General features: G+C 71.9%; 15 protein-coding genes. 12 read left to right on the top strand and 3 right to left on the bottom strand.

Annotated features, from left to right (window positions below; all coding sequences use genetic code 11):
• Positions 1–35: 35 nt before the first annotated feature.
• Positions 36–539 carry an ATP-binding protein gene (locus ABT369_RS33850; RefSeq protein WP_350618096.1) on the bottom strand — a complete coding sequence of 168 codons (504 nt, stop codon included), beginning with the start codon at positions 537–539 and terminating at the stop codon, positions 36–38.
• Positions 540–685: 146 nt separating this feature from the next.
• Between ABT369_RS33850 and ABT369_RS33845 the strand changes: the two genes are divergently transcribed.
• Both ABT369_RS33845 and ABT369_RS33840 read left to right on the top strand, forming a co-directional pair.
• Positions 686–1,318: a DUF1275 family protein gene (locus ABT369_RS33845; RefSeq protein ID WP_350618094.1), complete on the top strand. Its 633-nt coding sequence runs from the start codon at positions 686–688 to the stop codon at positions 1,316–1,318.
• 30 nt (positions 1,319–1,348) lie between these two features.
• On the top strand, positions 1,349–2,218 hold the full coding sequence (locus tag ABT369_RS33840) for an NAD(+)/NADH kinase (RefSeq protein ID WP_350618092.1): 870 nt from the start codon (positions 1,349–1,351) through the stop codon (positions 2,216–2,218).
• Here the strand turns inward: ABT369_RS33840 and ABT369_RS33835 are convergent.
• Positions 2,215–2,484: a UBP-type zinc finger domain-containing protein gene (locus ABT369_RS33835; protein ID WP_350618204.1), complete on the bottom strand. Its 270-nt coding sequence runs from the start codon at positions 2,482–2,484 to the stop codon at positions 2,215–2,217. The genes ABT369_RS33840 and ABT369_RS33835 overlap by 4 nt on opposite strands.
• 88 nt (positions 2,485–2,572) lie before the next feature.
• Between ABT369_RS33835 and ABT369_RS33830 the strand changes: the two genes are divergently transcribed.
• The 4 genes from ABT369_RS33830 to ABT369_RS33815 all read left to right on the top strand — a co-directional run bounded on the left by ABT369_RS33830 (position 2,573) and on the right by ABT369_RS33815 (position 12,527).
• A complete protein-coding gene (locus ABT369_RS33830; RefSeq protein ID WP_350618090.1) occupies positions 2,573–4,234 on the top strand; it encodes an NAD(P)/FAD-dependent oxidoreductase in 1,662 nt (553 codons plus the stop codon).
• Positions 4,231–5,664 carry an ATP-binding protein gene (locus tag ABT369_RS33825; protein WP_350618088.1) on the top strand — a complete coding sequence of 478 codons (1,434 nt, stop codon included), beginning with the start codon at positions 4,231–4,233 and terminating at the stop codon, positions 5,662–5,664. The genes ABT369_RS33830 and ABT369_RS33825 overlap by 4 nt, the downstream gene beginning before the upstream one ends.
• Positions 5,665–5,907: 243 nt before the next feature.
• Positions 5,908–11,394 (top strand): ATP-binding protein, encoded by a 5,487-nt coding sequence (locus ABT369_RS33820; RefSeq protein WP_350618086.1) that lies wholly within the window; start codon positions 5,908–5,910, stop codon positions 11,392–11,394.
• A gap of 89 nt (positions 11,395–11,483) precedes the next feature.
• The gene (locus ABT369_RS33815; RefSeq protein WP_350618084.1) at positions 11,484–12,527 is read left to right on the top strand and encodes a DUF4037 domain-containing protein; all 1,044 of its coding nucleotides are present in this window, start codon (positions 11,484–11,486) and stop codon (positions 12,525–12,527) included.
• 73 nt (positions 12,528–12,600) lie between these two features.
• Here the strand turns inward: ABT369_RS33815 and ABT369_RS33810 are convergent, their stop codons facing one another.
• On the bottom strand, positions 12,601–13,518 hold the full coding sequence (locus ABT369_RS33810; protein ID WP_350618082.1) for a L,D-transpeptidase family protein: 918 nt from the start codon (positions 13,516–13,518) through the stop codon (positions 12,601–12,603).
• A gap of 18 nt (positions 13,519–13,536) precedes the next feature.
• Here ABT369_RS33810 and ABT369_RS33805 point away from each other — a divergent pair, with 18 nt between their 5' ends.
• From ABT369_RS33805 to ABT369_RS33780, 6 genes are all read left to right on the top strand, one after another.
• Positions 13,537–14,289: a M15 family metallopeptidase gene (locus tag ABT369_RS33805; RefSeq protein WP_350618080.1), complete on the top strand. Its 753-nt coding sequence runs from the start codon at positions 13,537–13,539 to the stop codon at positions 14,287–14,289.
• A 67-nt stretch (positions 14,290–14,356) separates the two neighbouring features.
• Positions 14,357–15,886 carry an outer membrane protein assembly factor BamB family protein gene (locus ABT369_RS33800; protein WP_350618078.1) on the top strand — a complete coding sequence of 510 codons (1,530 nt, stop codon included), beginning with the start codon at positions 14,357–14,359 and terminating at the stop codon, positions 15,884–15,886.
• Positions 15,887–15,986: 100 nt separating this feature from the next.
• A complete protein-coding gene (locus ABT369_RS33795; protein ID WP_350618076.1) occupies positions 15,987–17,075 on the top strand; it encodes a sugar ABC transporter substrate-binding protein in 1,089 nt (362 codons plus the stop codon).
• 41 nt (positions 17,076–17,116) lie between these two features.
• On the top strand, positions 17,117–17,890 hold the full coding sequence (locus ABT369_RS33790) for an ATP-binding cassette domain-containing protein (protein WP_350618074.1): 774 nt from the start codon (positions 17,117–17,119) through the stop codon (positions 17,888–17,890).
• On the top strand, positions 17,887–19,146 hold the full coding sequence (locus tag ABT369_RS33785; RefSeq protein ID WP_350618073.1) for a sugar ABC transporter permease: 1,260 nt from the start codon (positions 17,887–17,889) through the stop codon (positions 19,144–19,146). The genes ABT369_RS33790 and ABT369_RS33785 overlap by 4 nt, the downstream gene beginning before the upstream one ends.
• 61 nt (positions 19,147–19,207) lie before the next feature.
• The gene (locus tag ABT369_RS33780) at positions 19,208–20,395 is read left to right on the top strand and encodes an ROK family protein (protein ID WP_350618071.1); all 1,188 of its coding nucleotides are present in this window, start codon (positions 19,208–19,210) and stop codon (positions 20,393–20,395) included.
• Positions 20,396–20,414 lie beyond the last annotated feature (19 nt).

Below are 20,414 nucleotides of genomic sequence, written 5' to 3'. Positions count from 1 at the left end.
CCCGCGGCCGCGAGCCACGCCAGCCCCACCGCCGATCAGTGACGCTGCCACACCTCGGCATCAGCGGTCCACCGCAACGTCGTCACCGCCTGCAACACAAGCCCACCCGCCAACGCCGGCGTCACATACAGCTCATCAGCCAGCGACCGAATAATGTGCAGCCCCCGCCCATGCTCATCGAGCACCGGATCGACGTCACCCGCTCGAGCCGCGGGCAGCACAGCGGCCGAGCCGGCAGCCGGACCCGCGGAAGGCACCACCGGCAGCGACAACCGCGACGGGTCCACCACCGCCCCCGCATTGATCACATGGATGACGCACCGCTCAGCCGCCACCTCGATCGTGATCTCGTAATCGTCGATCTGCAACGCATGCTCGATGACGTTCGCGCACGCCTCGGTCAGGATCAGGCTGATGTCGTCACGGCACGACGGCTCCACACCCAGCGTGTGCAGGGCCTGGTCCAGCAGCCGCCGCACCACCGGCACCGTCGCGGCGTCCCGGGGCAGGTGCAGCGCCAGCCGTAACGCGATCGACACACGACCCCCTCGCGAGGACAACCAGGCCATCAGTACCCGTCACGGTACCCGCAACCCCCACCCGGTTATGTTTGCCGACCAGCAAACATCACGAGCCACCCCGGGTAGGTGAGGGACGGACCCACCAGCCGGGGAAGCGAAACCACGTGCGCCGAACCGTGTGGATCCTCGCCCTGGCCGCCGGCTACGTAGACGGCCTGACCCTGCTGTACCTCGGCGGCGTCTTCGCCAGCGTCGCCACCGGCAACCTCCTGCTCACCGGCATCACCGCCGCCACCGACCCCCACCACCTCACCGGCACCGCCACCCGCGCCGCCCTCGCCGTCGCCGTCTACGCCACCACCGTCGCCGCCGCCAGAAACCAGCCCCCCGGCCGCTGCCTCGTCGCCGAACTCGCCGCCCTGTGCACCCTCACCGGCGGCTGGGTCGCCACCCACCACGACCCCCACGGCCCCGCCCAACTCCCCCTGCTCACCCTCGCCGCCATCGCCATGGCCCTGCACGCCGCCGCCCACCGCGAAGCCGACACCCCCACCGGCTACCTCACCGGCCCCCTCGTCCGAGCCGCCAAAGGCCGCCTCCGCGACGCCGCCCCCCTCGCCGCCATGCCCGCCGGCGCAGCAGCCGCCGCCGTCCTGCTCGACCACACCCCCTGGCTCGGGCCGCTGCCCGCCGTCGCCCTCGTCGCCACCGCCGTCGTCATCCAGGCCATCCCACCCCGGCGCCCCACCAGCCGCACCCGCACCACCCAGCAGCCACAGCCCGCCCACACCCCGTAAACAGCCACCACACCCCGTACAGTGGCAGCAATGGGGATGGTGCACACCGTCGGACTCGTCCTGCATCCACGCCGCGACTCCAAACCGGCCATCGACGCCGTCATCGACTGGGCCCGCAGCCGCGACACCACCGTCCTCGGCCTGCCCGACGAAGTCGGCCGCATCGACTGCTCCGCCGTGTCCGTCACCCCCGACGAACTCGTCGGCCGCGCCTCCCTCGTCGTCAGCCTCGGCGGCGACGGCACCATGCTGCGCAGCATGCGCCTGCTGTCCGGCAAACCCACCCCCGTCCTCGGCGTCAACCTCGGCCGCCTCGGCTTCCTCGCCGAAGTCTCCGTCGAAGAACTCCCCGAAGCCCTCTCCGCCATCGACGCCCACAAGTTCACCGTCGAACCCCGCATGGCCGTGCGGACCACCCTGCCCGACGGCACCGACGTCACCGCCTTCAACGACATCGCCCTCGTCCGCACCCCCGGACACGGCCTCGCCGCCGTCGCCATCTCCATGCAGGGCTACCCGTTCGTCCGCTACGCCGCCGACGCCCTCATCGTCGCCACATCCACCGGCTCCACCGCCTACAGCTTCTCCGCCGGCGGACCCATCGTCTCCCCGACCGTCGAAGGCATCCTCGTCGTCCCCGCCGCCGCCCACTCCGCGTTCAACCGCGCCCTCGTCCTGTCGCCCAACGAAGACCTCGACCTCGAACTGCTGCCCTCCAGCGGCCGCCTCGCCGTCGAAGTCGACGGCGAACTCCTCGGCGAACTCAACCCCGGCGACACCCTCACCGTCTCCGCCGCCCCCGCCGCCGCGAAGGTGGTGCGCCTCGGCTACACCACCTTCTACGAACGCGCCCGCCGCAAACTCCAGGTCAACGGCAGCCTCGAGGTCGAACTCCCCTAGGAATGCGACCGGGACGGCAACCCCGCCACCCCGACGATCGCCTCATCGGCGTAACACCACACCCACTCCTCGCCAGGCTCGAACGACTGCACCATCGGATGCCCCGACGACCGGAAATGCGCCGTCGCATGCTTCGCCGGCGACGAATCACAACACCCCACATGCCCGCACGTCAGGCACAACCGCAGATGCACCCAACGCCCGCCCACCGCCAGGCAGTCCTCACACCCGTCCGCCGACGGCTCCACCGGCGGCGACGCCACCATCTCCACATGCGCGCAACCACTCTGCATCGCACCACCGTAGCCCGCACCACATTCGTCGCGACGCCCAACGCGTGGTTGGATTGACCGCATGGCCAAGCCAGCGATCTTGACCGTCGACGACGACCCCGCCGTCTCCCGCGCCGTCGCCCGCGACCTGCGCCGCCAATACGGCGAGGACTACCGCATCGTGCGCGCCGACAGCGGCCGCGAAGCGCTCGACACCCTCAAAGAACTCAAGCTCCGCGGCGAACAGGTCGCCGTCCTGCTGGCCGACTACCGCATGCCCGAAATGAACGGCCTGCAGTTCCTCGAGGCCGCCATGGACCTCTTCCCCCGCGCCCGCCGCGTCCTGCTCACCGCCTACGCCGACACCGACGCCGCCATCCAGGCCATCAACATCGTCGACCTCGACCACTACCTCCTCAAACCCTGGCACCCACCAGAGGAGAAGCTCTACCCCGTCATCGACGCCATGCTCGACGCCTGGAAAGCCGCCCCCGACCGCCCCAGCGCCGACGTCAAGATCATCGGCCACCGGTGGAGCGCCCCGAGCTTCAAAGTCCGCGACTTCCTCGCCCGCAACATGATCAGCTACCGGTGGTACACCACCGACGACACCGAAGGCCAACGGCTCCTCACCGCCGCCGGCCTCACCCCCGACGACCTCCCCCTCGTCATCACCACCGAAGGCAAAACCCTCGTCAACCCCACCGAAGCCGAACTCGCCACCCACGTCGGCCTCACCACCACCCCCGCCGGCGACTTCTACGACCTCATCGTCGTCGGCGGCGGCCCCGCCGGCCTCGGCGCCGCCGTCTACGGCGCCAGCGAAGGCCTCCGCACCGTCCTGCTCGAAGAACGCGCCACCGGCGGCCAAGCCGGCCAATCCAGCCGCATCGAAAACTACCTCGGCTTCCCCGACGGCGTCTCCGGCGCCCAGCTCACCGACCGCGCCCGCCGCCAAGCCGTCAAATTCGGCGCCGAACTCCTCACCGCCTGCCGCGTCACCCGCCTCGAAACCCACGGCAACACCCGCATCCTGCACTTCGAAGACGGCACCACCATCGCCTCCCACGCCGTCATCCTCGCCACCGGCGTCTCCTACCGCCGCCTCACCGCCCCCGGCCTCGCCGACCTCCACGGCCGCGGCGTCTACTACGGCAGCGCCGCCACCGAAGCCCCCTCCTGCACCGACCAGGACGTCTACATCGTCGGCGGCGCCAACAGCGCAGGCCAGGCCGCCATGTTCTTCTCCCGCTACGCCAAACGCGTCCACCTCGTCATCCGCGCCGCCAACCTCAACGCCTCCATGTCCCAATACCTCATCGACCAGATCAACGCCGTCGACCACATCCAGGTCCACCCCTGCACCGAAGTCGCCGCCGCCCACGGCGACGAACACCTCGAACGCCTCGAACTGCGCCCCGTCGACGGCGGCCCCGGCCACACCGTCGACGCCTCCTGGCTGTTCATCTTCATCGGCGCCGAACCCCGCACCGACTGGCTCGACGGCACCATCCAGCGCGACCACCGCGGCTTCGTCCTCACCGGACCCGACCTCCTCACCGGCGACGAACCCCCACCCGGCTGGCTCCTGCCCCGCGACCCCTACCACCTCGAATCCAGCATCCCCGGCGTCTTCGCCGCCGGAGACGTCCGCGCCGACTCCGTCAAACGCGTCGCCTCCGCCGTCGGCGAAGGCGCCATGGCCGTCTCGCTCGTCCACCGGTACCTCCTGGAGTCCCAATGACCGCCAACGGCCGCCGCCTCACCGCCGACGAACTGCGCACCCTCTTCCTCTTCGAAGCCCTCGACGACGACCAGCTCGACTGGCTCGCCACCCGCGGCTGGGCCGTCACCCACCCCACCGGCGCCACCATCTACCGCGAAGGCGAACCCGCCACCTGCTTCGTCGTCCTGCTCTCCGGCACCGTCTCCCTCAGCCGCAACATCCGCGGCGACGACGTCGAGCTCTCCCGCACCGACCACATCGGCGTCTACGGCGGCGCCACCCAGGCCTACCTCGGCGACCAGGTCCCCCAGCTCTACAACAACACCATGCACGCCATCGCCGACGCCGAGGTCTACGAACTGCCCGCCGCCGAATTCGGCCCCGTCGTCCGCCACTGGTTCCCCATGGCCATGCACCTGCTCGAAGGCCTCTTCTTCGGCATGCGCAACAGCAACAACGCCGTCGCCGAACGCGAACGCCTCCTCGCCCTCGGCTCCCTGTCCGCCGGCCTCACCCACGAGCTCAACAACCCCGCCGCCGCCGCCGTACGCGCCACCGCCGTCCTGCGCGACAAAGTCGCCGGCATGCGCCACAAGCTCGCCATGATCGCCGACGGCCGCCTCGACGGCGAACGCCTCCACGGCCTCGTCGAACTCCAGGAAACCGCCGTCAAGAAGGCCCAGAACACCCCCAAGCGCTCCGCCCTGGAGATCTCCGACGCCGAGGACGCCATCGGCGACTGGCTCGACGACCACCACGTCCCCGGCGCCTGGGACCTCGCCCCCACCCTCGTCGCCGGCGGCGTCGACGTGCCCTGGCTCGACGACGTCGCCTCCTGCATCGGCGACATCGACCTCGAACCCGCCGTGCGCTGGCTCGCCTACACCATCGAGACCGAACTGCTCATGGGCGAGATCGACGACGCCGTCGGCCGCATCTCCGGCCTCGTCTCCGCCGCCAAGCAGTACTCCCAGCTCGACCGCGGCCCCTTCCAGGTCGTCGACGTCCACGACCTGCTCGACGCCACCCTCATCATGCTCAACGCCAAGATCCCGGCCGGCATCCGCGTCGTGACGAACTACGACCGGACCCTGCCGCACATCCCCGCGTACGCCGCCGAGCTCAACCAGGTCTGGACGAACCTGATCGACAACGGCGTCTCCGCGATGGACGGCTCCGGGACGCTGACCATCACCACGAGCCTCGACCCGACCGGGGACTGCCTCAACGTCGACATCGCCGACACCGGCACCGGCATCCCGCCCGAGGTCCGCCCCCGCATCTTCGAGCCGTTCTTCACCACGAAGCCCGTCGGCGAGGGCACCGGCCTCGGCCTCGACATCTCCTACCGCATCGTGGTCAAGAAGCACCACGGCGACATCCGGGTCACCTCCGAGGCGGGCGACACCCACTTCACCGTCGTGCTCCCCCTGCGCGAGACCGCCTGATCTTCTGCAAGCAGGTCGGCGCGTAGCGCCGATCCTTTCAGGTTCTTGCGTGCCGTCAGGCACGCTGGCTAAGGCGTCCTAGGATGCTAGGAATAATCCAGGCCTACCCGGCAATAAACGTTGTAGGAACCCCACAACGACAGAGGCCTAGGATGCGAGACAGCCGCATTGGTGTACTCGGCAGTAATCAAGCAGGGTGTAGATCGTCGCGGGACATAGCGGGGAAATCAGGAGGCTCAACCGGTGTTCAGTCGTATCGCCATCGTCAACCGCGGAGAGGCCGCCATGCGGCTCATCCACGCCGTGCGTGACCTGTCCGCGGAAACGGGCACACGGATCGAGACGGTCGCCCTCTACACCGACGTCGACCGCACCGCGACCTTCGTCCGCGAGGCCGACCTCGCCTACCCCCTCGGCCCCGCCGCCGCCCGCCCCTACCTCAACCACGCCCTGCTCGAACGCGCCCTGCGCGACACCGAAGCCGACGCCGCCTGGGTCGGCTGGGGCTTCGTCGCCGAAGACCCCGCCTTCGCCGAGCTCTGCGACCGCATCGGCGTCACCTTCATCGGCCCCAGCGCCGACGCCATGCGCAAACTCGGCGACAAGATCGGCGCCAAGCTCATCGCCGAAGAGGTCGGCGTCCCCGTCGCCCCCTGGAGCCGCGGCGAGGTCGCCACCCTCGACGACGCCCTGCGCGCCGGCGAGCAGATCGGCTACCCCCTCATGCTCAAGGCCACCGCCGGCGGCGGCGGCCGCGGCATCCGCAAGGTCGAAAGCGGCGACGAGCTCGCCGACGCCTACGAGCGCACCAGCGCCGAGGCCCTGCGCGCGTTCGGCTCCGGCGTCGTCTTCCTCGAACGCCTCGTCACCGGCGCCCGCCACGTCGAAGTCCAGGTCATCGCCGACGGCCAGGGCACCGCCTGGGCCCTCGGCGTGCGCGACTGCTCCGTCCAGCGCCGCAACCAGAAGATCATCGAGGAGTCCGCGTCGCCGGTCCTCGGCCCCGAACAGACCGCCGAGCTCAAGGGCGCCGCCGAACGCCTCGCCCTCGCCGTCGGCTACCGCGGCGCCGGCACCGTCGAGTTCCTCTACCACCCCGTCGACAAGATCTTCGCGTTCCTCGAGGTCAACACCCGCCTGCAGGTCGAACACCCGATCACCGAGATCACCACCGGCACCGACCTCGTCAAACTGCAGATCCACGTCGCCTCCGGCGGCAAGCTCGACGGCGAGCGCCCCGCCGAGCTCGGCCACGCCGTCGAGGCCCGCCTCAACGCCGAGGACCCCGACCGCGACTTCGCCCCCGCCCCCGGCCGCATCTCCCGCCTCGTCCTGCCCGCCGGCCCCGGCATCCGCGTCGACAGCGGCGTCGGCGAGGGCGACAGCATCCCGTCGGACTTCGACTCCATGATCGCCAAGATCATCGCCTACGGCCGGGACCGCGACGAAGCCCTCGGCCGCCTCCGCCGCGCCATGGCCGAGACCACCGTCATCATCGACGGCGGCGCCACCAACAAGAGCTTCGTCATCGACCTGCTCAACCAGCCCGAAGTCATCGACGCCACCGCCGACACCGGCTGGATCGACCGCGTCCGCGCCGAAGGCCGCCTCGTCAACCACCGCCACTCCGCCATCGCCCTGGCCGCCGCCGCCATCGAGGCCTACCAGGACGAGGAGCGGATCTCCCGCGGCCGGCTCCTCACCACCGCCCACGGCGGCCGCCCCCAGGTCCAGCACGAATCCGGCCGCCCCCTCGACCTCAAACTCCGCGGCGTCGGCTACCGCGTCGCCGTCGCCCGCGTCGGCCCCACCCGCTACCGCGTCGGCATCGCCGCCGGCGGCGACCCCCACCCCGCCGACGTCGAAATCGAACGCTTCGACACCCACCGCGGCCAGATCACCGTCAACGGCCGCCGCTTCCGCCTCGTCTCCGCCACCCACGGCCCCATCCACCTCGTCGAGGTCGACGGCGTCACCCACCGCATCAGCCGCGACGAAGGCGGCGTCGTGCGCTCACCCGCACCCGCCCTCGTCGTCGCCACCCCCCTCGCCGTCGGCGACGAGGTCGAAGCCGGCGCCCCCATCCTCGTGCTCGAGAGCATGAAGATGGAGACCGCCCTGCGCGCCCCCTTCCGCGCCCGCGTCCGCGAACTGCCCGTCACCGTCGGCAGCCAGGTCGAGACCGGCGCCCCCCTCATGCGCCTCGAACCCCTCGCCGACGACGCCGACGACACGGCCACCGACAGCCCCGCCGCCGAAGCCGTCGACATCGACCTGCCCCCCGAGGACACCGCCACCACCGCCGCCGAACGCGTCGAACGCGGCCTGCAGGACCTCCGCGCCCTCCTGCTCGGCTTCGACACCGACCCCCACGACCGCGGCCGCACCCTCACCCACTACCTCACCGCCCGCGCCGAAGCCGGCGACCGGCCCCTGCCCGGCGAGGTCGAGCTCATCACCGTCTTCGCCGACCTCGCCGAACTCACCCGCAACACCCCCGGCGGCGAACTCGGCGGCGAACCCAACAGCGCCGTGCACTCCCCCCGCGAGTACTTCCACCGCTACCTCGGCAGCCTCGACGTCGACCGCGCCGGCGTCCCCGCCGCGTTCCAGGCCCGCCTCACCAAGGTCCTCGCCCACTACGGCGTCGACACCCTCGACCGCACTGCCGAGCTCGAGGCCGCCGTCTTCCGCATCTTCCTCGCCCAGCAGCGCACCGCCACCGACGTCGCCGTCGTCTCCGAACTGCTCCGCCAGTGGCTCGCCGGCCCCCAGCCCGCCGAAGCCCTCGCCGAGCGCGCCGGCCTCACCCTCGAACACCTCATCGAGGCCACCCAGGTCCGCTTCCCGGCCGTCTCCGACCTCGCCCGCGGCATCGTCTTCCGCTGGTTCGCCCAGCCCCTCCTGCGCCGCAACCGCGCCGAGGTCTACGTCAACGTCCGCTCCGACCTGCGCTACCTCGACCGCAACCCCGACGCCCCCGACCGCGCCGAGCGCATCCAGAGCATGGTCGCCTCCGCCGAACCCCTCGTCCGGCTCATCGGCCAGCGCATCGGCCGCCCCGGCCGCGACCACGCCCCCCTCCTCGAGGTCCTCACCCGCCGCTACTACGGCAACCGCGGCCTGTCGAACGTCACCAGCCTCGACACCACCGGCGGCCGGTTCGTCACCGCCGAGCACACCGGCCGCACCGGCACCCACACCCGCGTCGTCACCACCGCCGTCGACATCGGCACCCTCCCCGCCGCCCTCGACACCGTCGCCGCCCTCGCCGGCGACGCCCCCGGCCTCGTCGCCGACCTCTACGTCGCCTGGGAGGACCAGCCCGACGCCACCACCATCGGCGACAACCTCGCCGGACTGCTCACCCAGCACCCCCAGCCACACGGCGTACGGCGCATCACCATCACCGTCGCCGGCACCACCGGCGCCGTCATGCACCACCACTTCACGTTCCGCCCCGACGGCGGCACCTTCGCCGAGGACCGCCTCATCCGCGGCCTGCACCCCCAGATCGCCAACCGCCTCCAGCTCTACCGGCTCCGCGAGTTCGACCTCACCCGGCTGCCCTCCGCCGACGAGGAGATCTACCTGTTCAAAGCCGTCGCCAAGACCAACCCCGCCGACGAGCGCCTCATCGCCATGGGCCAGGTCCGCGACCTCACCCCGCTGCGCGAAGCCGACGGCCGCCTCGTCGCCCTCCCCGCGCTGGAGGACATCACCACCGGCTGCCTCGACGCGATCCGCAACATCCAGGCCCAGCGGCCCCAGAACAAGCGGTTCGACACCAACCGGATCATGATGTACGTCTGGCCCGCCACCGAGCTCACCCAGGACGAGATCGAAACCCTCGTCCAGCGGCTCCTGCCCACCACCGCCGGAGCCGGACTCGAAGAGGTCCAGTTCCTCGCCCGCCAGCGCAACGCCGCCGGCGAACTGTCCGAGGTCGCCGTCCGCATCACCCTCGACCCCGGCCACGGCGCCAGCCTCTCCGTCGACAAACCGTCCACGGAACCGCTCCAGCCCCTCGACGACTACCGGCAGAAGGTCCTCCGCGCCGCCCGCCGCGGCAACGTGTACCCCTACGAGCTCACCGGCCTCCTCGCCGGCCCCGGCGGCACGTTCACCGAGCACGACCTCGACACCGCCGGCGTCCTCGTCCCCGTCCAGCGCCCCAAGGGCCGCAACAGCGCCGCCATCATCGCCGGCGTCGTCACCACCCCGACCCCCCGCCACCCCGAAGGCGTCACCCGCGTCGTCCTGCTCGGCGACCCCACCAAGGCCCTCGGCGCCCTCTCCGAACCCGAGTGCAGCCGCGTCATCGCCGCCCTCGACCTCGCCGAACGCCTCCAGGCCCCGCTCGAGTGGTTCGCCCTGTCCGCCGGCGCCCGCATCTCCATGTCCTCCGGCACCGAGAACATGGACTGGGTCGCCGCCGCGCTCAAGCGGATCGTCACCTTCACCCAGGCCGGCGGCGAGATCAACATCGTCGTCACCGGCATCAACGTCGGCGCCCAGCCCTACTGGAACGCCGAGGCGACCATGCTCATGCACACCAAGGGCATCCTCGTCATGACCCCCGACTCGGCCATGGTCCTCACCGGCAAGCAGGCCCTGGACTTCTCCGGCGGCGTCTCCGCCGAGGACAACTACGGCATCGGCGGCTACGACCGCATCATGGGCCCCAACGGCCAGGCCCAGTACTGGGCCCCGACCCTCGCCGGCGCCCGCGACGTCCTCATGGCCCACTACGACCACACCTACATCGTCCCCGGCGAGCCCGGCCCGCGCCGCGCCCCCACCTCCGACCCCGCCGACCGGGACGTCTCCCCGTTCCCGCACGCCGTCGCCGGCAGCGACTTCACCACCGTCGGGCAGATCTTCTCCGCCGCCCACAACCCCGACCGCAAGAAGGCCTTCGACATCCGCACCGTCATGCGGGCCGTCACCGACCAGGACCACCCGGCCCTGGAGCGCTGGGCCGGCATGGCCGACGCCGACACCGCCGTCGTCCAGGACGCCCGCCTCGGCGGCTGGCCCGTCTGCCTCGTCGGCATCGAGTCCCGCTCCGTGCCCCGCACCGGCTTCCCGCCCACCGACGGCCCCGACACCTACACCGCCGGCACCCTCTTCCCCCGCTCGTCGAAGAAGGTCGCCCGCGCGATCAACGCCGCCTCCGGCAACCGGCCCCTGGTCGTCCTCGCGAACCTGTCCGGCTTCGACGGGTCACCCGAGTCGATGCGGAAGCTCCAGCTCGAGTACGGCGCCGAAATCGGCCGCGCCATCGTCAACTTCGACGGCCCGATCGTCTTCTGCGTCATCTCCCGCTACCACGGCGGCGCCTTCGTCGTCTTCTCCAAGGCCCTCAACCCCAACATGACCGTCCTCGCCCTCGAGGGCTCCTTCGCCTCCGTCCTCGGCGGCGCCCCCGCCGCCGCCGTCGTCTTCGCCGGCGACGTCTCCAACCGCACCAGCAACGACCCCCGCGTCACCGGCCTGCAGGCCCAGGTCGCCGCGGCCACCGGCGCCGAACGCGCCGCGCTCAACGCCCGCCTCGCCGAGGTCCAGGCCACCGTCCGCGCCGAACACCTCGGCGCCGTCGCCGCCGAGTTCGACCGCGTCCACAGCATCCAGCGGGCCGTCGAGGTCGGCTCGGTCGACGCCATCATCAGCGCCGCGGAGCTGCGCCCCCGCATCATCGAGGCCATCGAGCACGGCCTCAAACGCTGACCGACGCGAACGCAGGGCCGTCCCGGCACCGGGGCGGCCCTGCGTTTTTGCGTTGAACGGGCAGCCGAATCCCCATACCGTGGCCCCTCGTGCCGCCCGCCTTCATCCCCGGCCTCCAGCTGTGCCGCGCCTTCTACGAGCACGGCGTCCGCCCACTCCTCGGCGGCATCCCGCACGCCGCCGCCCGCATCGGCCCCGGCTCCGAGGTCCTCGGCCTCGACACCGAGCGCTCCACCGACCACGACTGGGGCCCGCGACTCCAGCTCTTCGTCGACCTCGGACGCGTCGACGCCGCCGACCTCGCCACCACCCTCAGCGCCCGGCTCCCCAAGGACATCCACGGCTGGCCCACCAGCTTCGAACCGCCCGGCGAACGGGTCCGCGTCATGACCCCCACCACCGGACCCGTCCACCACCGCGTCGACATCACCGACGTCGCCACCTGGTCCCGCCAGCACCTCGGCGCCGACGCCCGCCACCCCCTCACCGACGCCGGCTGGCTCGCCACCCCCACCCAACTGCTCGCCGAGGCGACCGCCGGCGCCGTCTACCACGACGACACCGGCCAGCTCACCGCCCTGCGCGCCAACCTCGCCTGGTACCCCGAGCACCTGTGGAGGCGCCTCCTGGCCGCCCAGTGGACCCGCATCGCCCAGGAGGAGGCCTTCGTCGGGCGCACCGCCGAGCAGGGCGACGACCTCGGCAGCCGGATCGTCGCCGCCCGCCTGGCTCGTGACGTCATGCGCCTGTGTCTGCTGCTGGCCCGCCGCTACCCGCCGTACAGCAAATGGCTCGGCACCGCCTTCCACGCCCTCGACGGCATCGCCCCCATCGCCGCCGCCCTGGCCCGGGCCGTCGACGCGCGGGAGGCCGGGCCGCGGCAGGACGCCCTCTGCGACGCCTACGAGCTCGCCGGCGCCTGGCAGAACCGCCTCGCCCTGGCGCCCGAGGTCGAGGCGACCCGCCGCCTCTACTACGACCGCCCGTACCCCGTCATCGCCGCCGACCGGTTCGCCGAGGCCCTCGCCGGCCCGCGGATCGGCGCGATCGACCAGTACGTCGACTGCACCGACGTCCTCGGGCGGCCGCAGCTGACCAGAGACCTGGCGGCAGCGGTGGACCCTGCCGCGTAGCGGCCAAGAAATGGCGTGGCTTCAGCCACGCTCGCCATGGCATCCTAGGACGCTAGGATGAGGCGGTGCCGGGTCAGTAGCGGCCGAGCCAGGCGGTCGGGGCCATCACGATGCGCGGGTTCGCCGCGGGGTCGAGCCAGCGCAGCACCGCCAGCAGGTCGCCCTGGGGCAGGCTCACGCAGCCGAGCGTGCTGTTGCCGTTGGACTGGTGCAGGAAGATGCCGCTGCCGCGCCCCGGGGTCGCCGGCATGTTGTACCGGATCACCGCGAAGTACGTGTACTGCGGGCTCGTCTGCCACAGCGCCTCGCTCGGCCCGCCCGGGTTCGGGCCGTGGCTGAACGTGTTGTAGCCGGGCGAGTCGCTGTTCTCGTTCCACCAGTCGTCGGCGACGAGCTGGTGGTAGGCGTACCGCACGCCGGGGTTCGCGGCGATGCCGTACATGGTCGCGTCGACGGCGAAGACGCCCGCCGGGGTCGTGCGGTCGCCCTCGCGCTTGCCGTCGCTGAACCCCTTGCCGCCGAGGCGGGCCGGGACCGGGCCGAACGTGGAGCGCCAGGCGCCGCCGGACTTCGTGTACGCCTGCAGGGTCGCCGTCGTGGCCGACGGGCTCTGCGACTGCACGATGACGACCTGGGTGGTGTTCGCGGGCAGCGTCCGCAGCCGCGCGGCGTCGTTGGCCGGGTCGTCCTCGCGGCCGCGGGTGCGGGCGGGGCCGGCGGTGGTCGGGTGCGCCGCGGCCGTGGTGGGTGCCGGGGCGCCCGTCGTGCCCGGGGCACCGGCGGGCGGCGGCACGGCGGTCGGCGGGGCCGCCGACTCCGCGACGGCGGGGGCCGCACCGGCGGACGCGGGGCGGCCGGGCTGCGGGGTGGCCAGGCCGGACGCGGGCGCGGCGACCTCGCCCGCGGCGGTGCCACAGCCCGCCGTCAGCAGCAGCGGCAGGCACATCGCGAGGATGACCCGCGCGCGGCGTCGGAGCTGGCGAACCGGCACGACCATAGTATCTACCGCATGGGCGCAAGGTTCCGGACAAATCCGGCGACACGCCGCGGCGGGCGATGGCTGGCTGCGGCCTGCCTCGTGGCCGTCGCCGCCGGATGCTCCGCCCCGCCCGACGCCGCCCCGGCCTCCGCCGCGGCGCCGAGCGCGACGGTCGCGGTGTCGCCCAGCACGGGCGGTACACCCGCGAAATCCGCGGCACCGGAGGACTTCGTCGAACCGCTTCCGGCCGCGCTGCGCCAGGCGATGACCGGGGTCTCCTGGCGGCCCGGGTGCCCCGTCGGCCTCGACGACCTGCGGCTCGTACATGTGTCCTATGTGGACTTCGACGGGCATCCGCAGGCCGGGCAGATCGTCGTGCACAAGGCCGTCGCCGACGCGGCCCTGCGCGTGTTCCAGCGGCTGCGGGCCAACGGGTTCCCGATCCGCAGCATGAACCTCATCGACCGGTACGGCGGATCCGACGACGAGTCCATGGCGGCCGACAACACCTCGGGCTTCAACTGCCGCAACGTGCCCGGCACCAGCCACTGGTCCAACCACGCCTACGGCCGCGCGATCGACGTCAACACCGTCGAGAACCCGTACCTGCCGAAGGGCAAGATCATGCCGCCCGCCGGGAAGGCGTTCCTGGACCGGGGCAACGTGCGGCCGGGCATGATCGTGGCCGGGGACGCGACCGTGCAGGCGTTCCGGGCCGAGGGGTTCGCCTGGGGCGGCGCCTGGCGCTCCGGCACCGACTACCAGCACTTCGAGAAGGCCTGAGCCGCGCCGCAAATCCGTTTCACGTCACATTGCGGCGCGCGCTGATCACCCGCACCATACTGTCGGCATGGAACAGCGGATGGGCGTGTTCCGGCTGTTGATCGCCGGCATGCTGGTGCTGATCGTCGGCGGCGTCGCGACCACCGCGTGGGCGCTGCGCCGGGCCGAGACGCGCCCCGAGCCCGGCACCGAGACCACCGCGGGCGCGTCCGCCCCGCCGTCGCCGTCCGCCTCGCCCGCCCCGCCGCCGTTCACCGGCTGGTCCGACCCGGCACTGGTCGGCCTGCCGCAGGGCACCAAGGTCCCGGGCCTGCTGACCTTCCGCGGCAACCCGACCCGCACCTACTACGGCCAGGGGCCGGTGCCCCGCACGACCCCGGCCCAGCGCTGGCAGTTCCCCAAGAGCGGCGGCCTGTGCGCGATGTCGTCGGACAAGGGCGAGACCCGCGAGTGGTGCGGCACCGGCTGGACCGGCCAGCCCGCCGTGTTCGAGCGCGACGGCCGGACCTGGGTGGTGTTCGGCGCCTACGACCGCAGCATCCACTTCCTCGACGCGGCCACCGGCGAGCGCATCCTGCCCGACTTCAAGACCGGCGACATCATCAAGGGCAGCGTCACCGTCGACCCCGACGGCTACCCGCTGGTCTACTCCGGCTCCCGCGACGGCTTCTACCGGGTCATCGCCACCGACCGCGGCACGCCGACCGAGCTGTGGAAGCTCGCCGCCGACGCGGTGAAGCCGACGCTGTGGAACGACGACTGGGACGGCGCCGGGCTCATCATCGACGACTACCTGCTCGAGGGCGGGGAGAACAGCCAGTTCCACGTCGTGAAGCTCAACCGCGGGTACGGCCCCGACGGCAAGGTGACCGTCGCGCCGCAGCTCGTGTGGCACACGCCCGGCTGGGACGAGCAGGAGCTCAAGGACGCCGGCGACAACAACGTGTCCATCGAGAACTCCGTGGCCGTCTACCGCGACACGGTGTACTTCGCCAACTCCGGCGGCCTCGTGCAGGGCTGGGACCTGTCCGGGCTGAAGACGGGCCGGGAGCCGACCCGCACCTTCCGCTTCTGGACCGGCGACGACACCGACGCGTCGATCGTCGTGGACGCCGACGGGTTCCTCTACGTCGGCTCGGAGTACGAGAAGGGCAATGCCCGCAGCAAGGAGATCGGGCAGATGCTCAAGCTCGACCCGGGCAAGCCCGCCGACCCGGTCGTCTGGGCGGTCAAGGACACCGAGAAGCGCCCCGGCGGCATCTGGGGCACGCCCGCGCTCTACCGCGACATCGCGATCTACGACACGGCCGGCGGCGACGTGCTCGGCCTGGACCGGGCCACCGGCGCGGTGCGGTGGCGGATCCACCTGCCCGGCGGGGAGACCTGGCAGTCGCCCGTGGTCGTGGACGATACGCTGTTCATCGGCGACTGCACCGGCGTCATGCACGCCTACGACGTGTCCGGCACGCACGCGGAGCCCAAGCCCCTGTGGGAGTCCAAGATCGGCGGGTGTATCGAGTCGACGCCCGCGGTCTGGAAGGGTTCACTGTATTTCGGCACCCGGGCGGGAGCGGTGCACGCCCTGGCGGCCGGGTAGCGCACAATGTATTGCGCAATTGTTACGGGCCGCGACTGGTCACGGTGAACGGCACGCCATACGTTGCCCGACACACCAATCAGCCGAAAGGACCCGAGCAATGCGCAGAGGGATCCTGTCCCTGCTGGCCGCCGGCGCCCTGGCCGTGAGCGGGACGGCCGCCTGCACCGCCAACGTGTCCGGCAGCGGCGGGAAGGCCGACAGGCCGCGCATCGGGGTCATCCTGCCCGACAGCAAGTCCTCGGCTCGGTGGGAGACCGCCGACCGCAAGTACCTGGCCGCCGCGTTCAAGGCCGCCGGCGTCGACTACGAGATCCAGAACGCGCAGAACGACAAGAGCGCCTTCACCACCCTGGCCGAGCAGATGATGACCCAGGGCGTCGACGTGCTCATGATCGTGAACCTGGACTCCGGCACCGGCAAGGCCGTGCTGGACAAGGCTCGCAACGCTGGCGTGGCCACGATCGACTACGACCGGATGACGCTGGGCGGGTCGGCGCGGTACTACGTGTCGTTCGACAACACCGCCGTCGGCACCCTGCAGGGCCAGGGGCTCGTCCGCTGCCTCGAGGAGGCCAAGGCCACCCGCCCGGTCATCGCCGAGCTCAACGGCTCCCAGACCGACAACAACTCGACGCTGTTCAAGGACGGCTACGACGCCGTCCTCGCGCCGAAGTTTGCCTCGGGCGAATACCTCAAGGGCCCCGACCAGTGGATCGAGGAGTGGGACAACACCCGCGCCGGGACCACGTTCGAGCAGATGATGACCGCCCAGCCGAACATCGGCGGGGTCATCGCGGCCAACGACGGCGTGGCCAACGCCGCCATCAACGTGCTCAAGAAGCAGGGCCTCAACGGCCACATCCCGGTCACCGGGCAGGACGCCACCGCGCAGGGGCTGCAGAACATCCTCAACGGCGACCAGTGCATGACGGTCTACAAGGACGTGCGCCGGGAGGCGGCGGCGGCCGCGAAGCTGGCGATCGCGCTGGCCAAGGGTGAGACGGGTGTCACCACGACGAAGGTGTACGACCGGGTCGGCAAGCGTGACGTCGACGCGATCCTGCTCGAGCCCAAGGCGATCACCAGGGACAACGTCCGGGACGTGATCGACGACGGCTACGTGCCGGCGGCGGACGTGTGTACGCCGGACTTCGCCGCGAAATGCGCGGCAGCGGGTATCAAGTAAGGTACCGGTCTCACCTGGGGAGCACCGTTTTAGGGAGCACTGTGGCCGAAACACCCCTGCTGGAGATCCGGGGGCTCAGCAAGAGCTTCGGACCCGTCCAGGTGCTGCGTGACGTGGATTTCCAGGTGTACGCCGGGCAGGTCACCGCCCTCGTCGGTGACAACGGCGCCGGCAAGTCGACGCTGGTCAAGTGCGTCGGCGGGATCTACTCGATCGACGCCGGGGAGTACCTGTACGAGGGCCGCCCGGTCTCGGTGCACGGCCCCCGTGACGCCGCCGCGCTCGGGGTCGAGATCGTGTACCAGGACCTGGCCCTGTGCGACAACCTCGACATCGTGCAGAACATGTTCCTCGGCCGGGAGATCCGCCGCGGCCTCGTGCTGGACGACATCACCATGGAGCAGCGGGCCGCCGAGACGCTCGCGAGCCTGTCGGTGCGCACGGTGGCGTCGGTCCGCCAGCCGGTGTCCAGCCTCTCCGGCGGGCAGCGCCAGACGGTCGCCATCGCCAAGGCCGTGCTGTGGAACAACCGGATCGTCATCCTCGACGAGCCCAACGCGGCCCTCGGCGTGGCGCAGACCGCCCAGGTCCTCGAGCTCGTGCGCCGGCTGGCCGACAACGGCCTCGCGGTCGTGCTCATCTCGCACAACATGAACGACGTGTTCGCGGTCGCCGACCGGATCGCGGCGCTCTACCTGGGGCAGATGGCGGCCCAGGTCCGGGCCACCGACGTCACCCACTCCCAGGTCGTCGAGCTCATCACCACCGGCCGCAGCGGCGAGCTGGGCCTGCGCGGGCAAGGAGCGACGGTATGAGCGTGTCGATGCTCGACGCCCAGGAGCGCTCCGGCGAGCACCCGTCGTCCGGGCTCGGCGCCTACACCCGCGACTACCTCGCGCGGGTGCGGGGCGGGAACATGGGTGCGCTGCCGGCGGTGCTCGGGCTGCTGACGCTCGTCGTGGCCTTCTCCGTGGCCCGGCCCGAGTTCGTGACCGCCGGGAACCTCGCGAACCTGCTGCACCAGGGCGCCGCGGTCACCGTCATCGCGATGGGGCTCGTCTTCGTGCTCCTGCTGGGCGAGATCGACCTGTCCGCCGGGTTCGCCTCCGGGGTGTGCGCCTCGGTGCTCGCGGTGCTGCTCACGAACTTCGGGCTGCCGTGGTACGTCGCGGTGCTCGGCGCGATCGCGACCGGCGCGGCGATCGGGCTGGTGATCGGGCTGCTCGTGGCCAAGCTGGGCATCCCGTCGTTCGTGGTGACCCTGGCCGCGTTCCTGGCCTTCCAGGGCGCCGTGCTGCTGCTCATGAAGGGCGGCACGATCGTCGCCGTCGACGACCCGACGATCAAGAAGATCAACTTCGACGGGCGGTTCACGCCGCTGCAGGGCTGGGTGCTCTACGGCGTCACCATCGCGGGGACGCTCGCGCTGCACCTCTGGCGGCGGTACAGCCGCGTCCGTCACGGGCTCGCCGCCGACCCCCGCTCGGTGATCGCGCTGCGGGTCATGACCGTGGCCGTCCTGCTCGGCGCCGCGGTGTGGACGCTGAACCTGGAGCGCTCGAAGAACGACGCCATCTCCCAGCGGGGCGTGCCGATGGTGGTGGCGATCCTGGGGCTGCTGCTGTGGCTGTGCACGTTCGTGCTGAACCGCACCGCGTTCGGCCGGCACGTGTACGCCGTCGGCGGCAACCGGGAGGCGTCGCGGCGGGCCGGCATCCACGTCGACGCGATCCGCATCGCCGTGTTCGTGATCTGCTCGACGATGGCCGCCGTCGGCGGGATCGTGGCCGCGTCCCGCGACGCCTCGGTCAACCCGAACACCGGCGGCAGCAACGTGCTGCTCTACGCCGTCGGCGCCGCGGTCATCGGCGGCACGAGCCTCTTCGGCGGCAAGGGGCGGGTGCTCAACGCGGTGCTCGGCGGGGCGGTCGTGGCGGTCATCGAGAACGGGATGGGCCTCATGGAGTTCAGCCCCGGCACGAAGTACGTCGTCACCGGTGTCGTGCTGCTGCTCGCCGCCGGCATCGACGCGGTCACCCGCCGGCGTGCGGCCGCGGCGGGACTGCGCTGACCGGGCGCCGTCAATCGGCCACTAGTCTGCATATCGCGACCCCGACCGAAGAAAGCCGAGCATGCGCGTTGGCCCCAGCCAGGAGGAGATCCGGCGGAGCAACCTCGGAGCGCTCCTGCGCTCCGTGCACCTCCACGGCGCGATGTCCCGCGCCGACCTCACGGCGAGCCTGGGCCTCAACCGCAGCACGATCGGCGCACTGACCGCGGACCTCGCGGCCGCGGGTCTCGTCAGTGAAGGGGTACCGCGGGAGCAGCGCGGCCGGGCCGGCCGCCCGTCGCTCGTGGTGCGGCCGGAGTCCGAGAAGGTGTACGTCTTCGCCTTCGCCGTCGAGGTCGACCGCATCGTCGCCGCCCGCGTCGGCCTCGGCGGCTCCGTCCTGGACCGCTTCGAGGCCGCCCGCCCGCGCGGCGAGCACGACGCCGCCACGGCCGTCGCCCCCATCGCCGACTTCGTGCGCAAGATGCGGCTCACCGCCCCGGCCGGCGCCCGGCTCATCGGCAGCGGCGCGGCGGTCTCGGCCATGGTGCGCCGCGACGACGGTTTCGTCCGGCTCGGCCCGCAGCTCGGCTGGGCCGACCAGCCCCTCGGCGAGGCCCTGCGCGACCTGGTCGGCGACGGCCGCGCGGTCGCCGTGCGCAACAACGCCGACCTGGCCGCCCTGGCCGAGCACACCCGCGGCGCGGCGGCGGGCTGCGACAACCTCGTGTACCTCTACGGCGACGCGGGCATCGGCGGCGGCATCATCGCGGCCGGGCGCCCGGTGACCGGCCACGGCGGCTACGGCGGCGAGGTCGGCCACATGGTCGTGAACCCCAACGGCAAGGCGTGCAGCTGCGGCTCCCGCGGCTGCTGGGAGACCGAGATCGGCGAGCACGCCCTGCTCTCGGCGGCCGGGCGCAGCGCGACGGCGGGGCGCGAGGGAATCCTGGCAGTGGTCGACGCGGCCTCACGCGGCGACAACACCGCGCAGGCGGCCATGCGCCAGGTCGGCGACTGGCTGGGCTTCGGCGTGGCGAACCTGGTGAACATCTTCAACCCGGAGATGGTCATCTTCGGCGGCACCCTGCGCGAGGTGTACCTGGCCTCGGCCGCGCAGGTGCGCTCGCGCCTGAACCGCAACGGCCTGCCGGCGTGCCGGGAGCACGTCCGCCTGCGCACGCCGCAGCTGGGCCAGGACGCGGCCCTGATCGGCGCGGCCGAGCTGGCCTTCGAGCCCCTCTTCGCCGACCCCCTCGACTCCGCCTAGCCCCCTGCCGCCGCGAGCC

Source organism: Dactylosporangium sp. NPDC000244 (genome assembly GCF_040300725.1).
Classification (GTDB): Bacteria; Actinomycetota; Actinomycetes; order Mycobacteriales; family Micromonosporaceae; genus Dactylosporangium.
The sequence above is the reverse complement of the archived record's forward strand: the minus strand, read 5'-3'. Positions and strand labels throughout refer to the sequence as shown.

What these genes read in the sequence shown, in the direction of transcription:
- ABT369_RS33840 (WP_350618092.1), top strand. Translation starts at nt 1,349, where the DNA reads ATGGGGATGGTGCACACCGTCGGACTCGTCCTGCATCCACGCCGCGAC.
- ABT369_RS33835 (WP_350618204.1), bottom strand. Translation starts at nt 2,484, where the DNA reads ATGGTGGCGTCGCCGCCGGTGGAGCCGTCGGCGGACGGGTGTGAGGAC.
- ABT369_RS33830 (WP_350618090.1), top strand. Translation starts at nt 2,573, where the DNA reads ATGGCCAAGCCAGCGATCTTGACCGTCGACGACGACCCCGCCGTCTCC.
- ABT369_RS33825 (WP_350618088.1), top strand. Translation starts at nt 4,231, where the DNA reads ATGACCGCCAACGGCCGCCGCCTCACCGCCGACGAACTGCGCACCCTC.
- ABT369_RS33805 (WP_350618080.1), top strand. Translation starts at nt 13,537, where the DNA reads ATGGGCGCAAGGTTCCGGACAAATCCGGCGACACGCCGCGGCGGGCGA.
- ABT369_RS33800 (WP_350618078.1), top strand. Translation starts at nt 14,357, where the DNA reads ATGGAACAGCGGATGGGCGTGTTCCGGCTGTTGATCGCCGGCATGCTG.
- ABT369_RS33795 (WP_350618076.1), top strand. Translation starts at nt 15,987, where the DNA reads ATGCGCAGAGGGATCCTGTCCCTGCTGGCCGCCGGCGCCCTGGCCGTG.
- ABT369_RS33785 (WP_350618073.1), top strand. Translation starts at nt 17,887, where the DNA reads ATGAGCGTGTCGATGCTCGACGCCCAGGAGCGCTCCGGCGAGCACCCG.
- ABT369_RS33780 (WP_350618071.1), top strand. Translation starts at nt 19,208, where the DNA reads ATGCGCGTTGGCCCCAGCCAGGAGGAGATCCGGCGGAGCAACCTCGGA.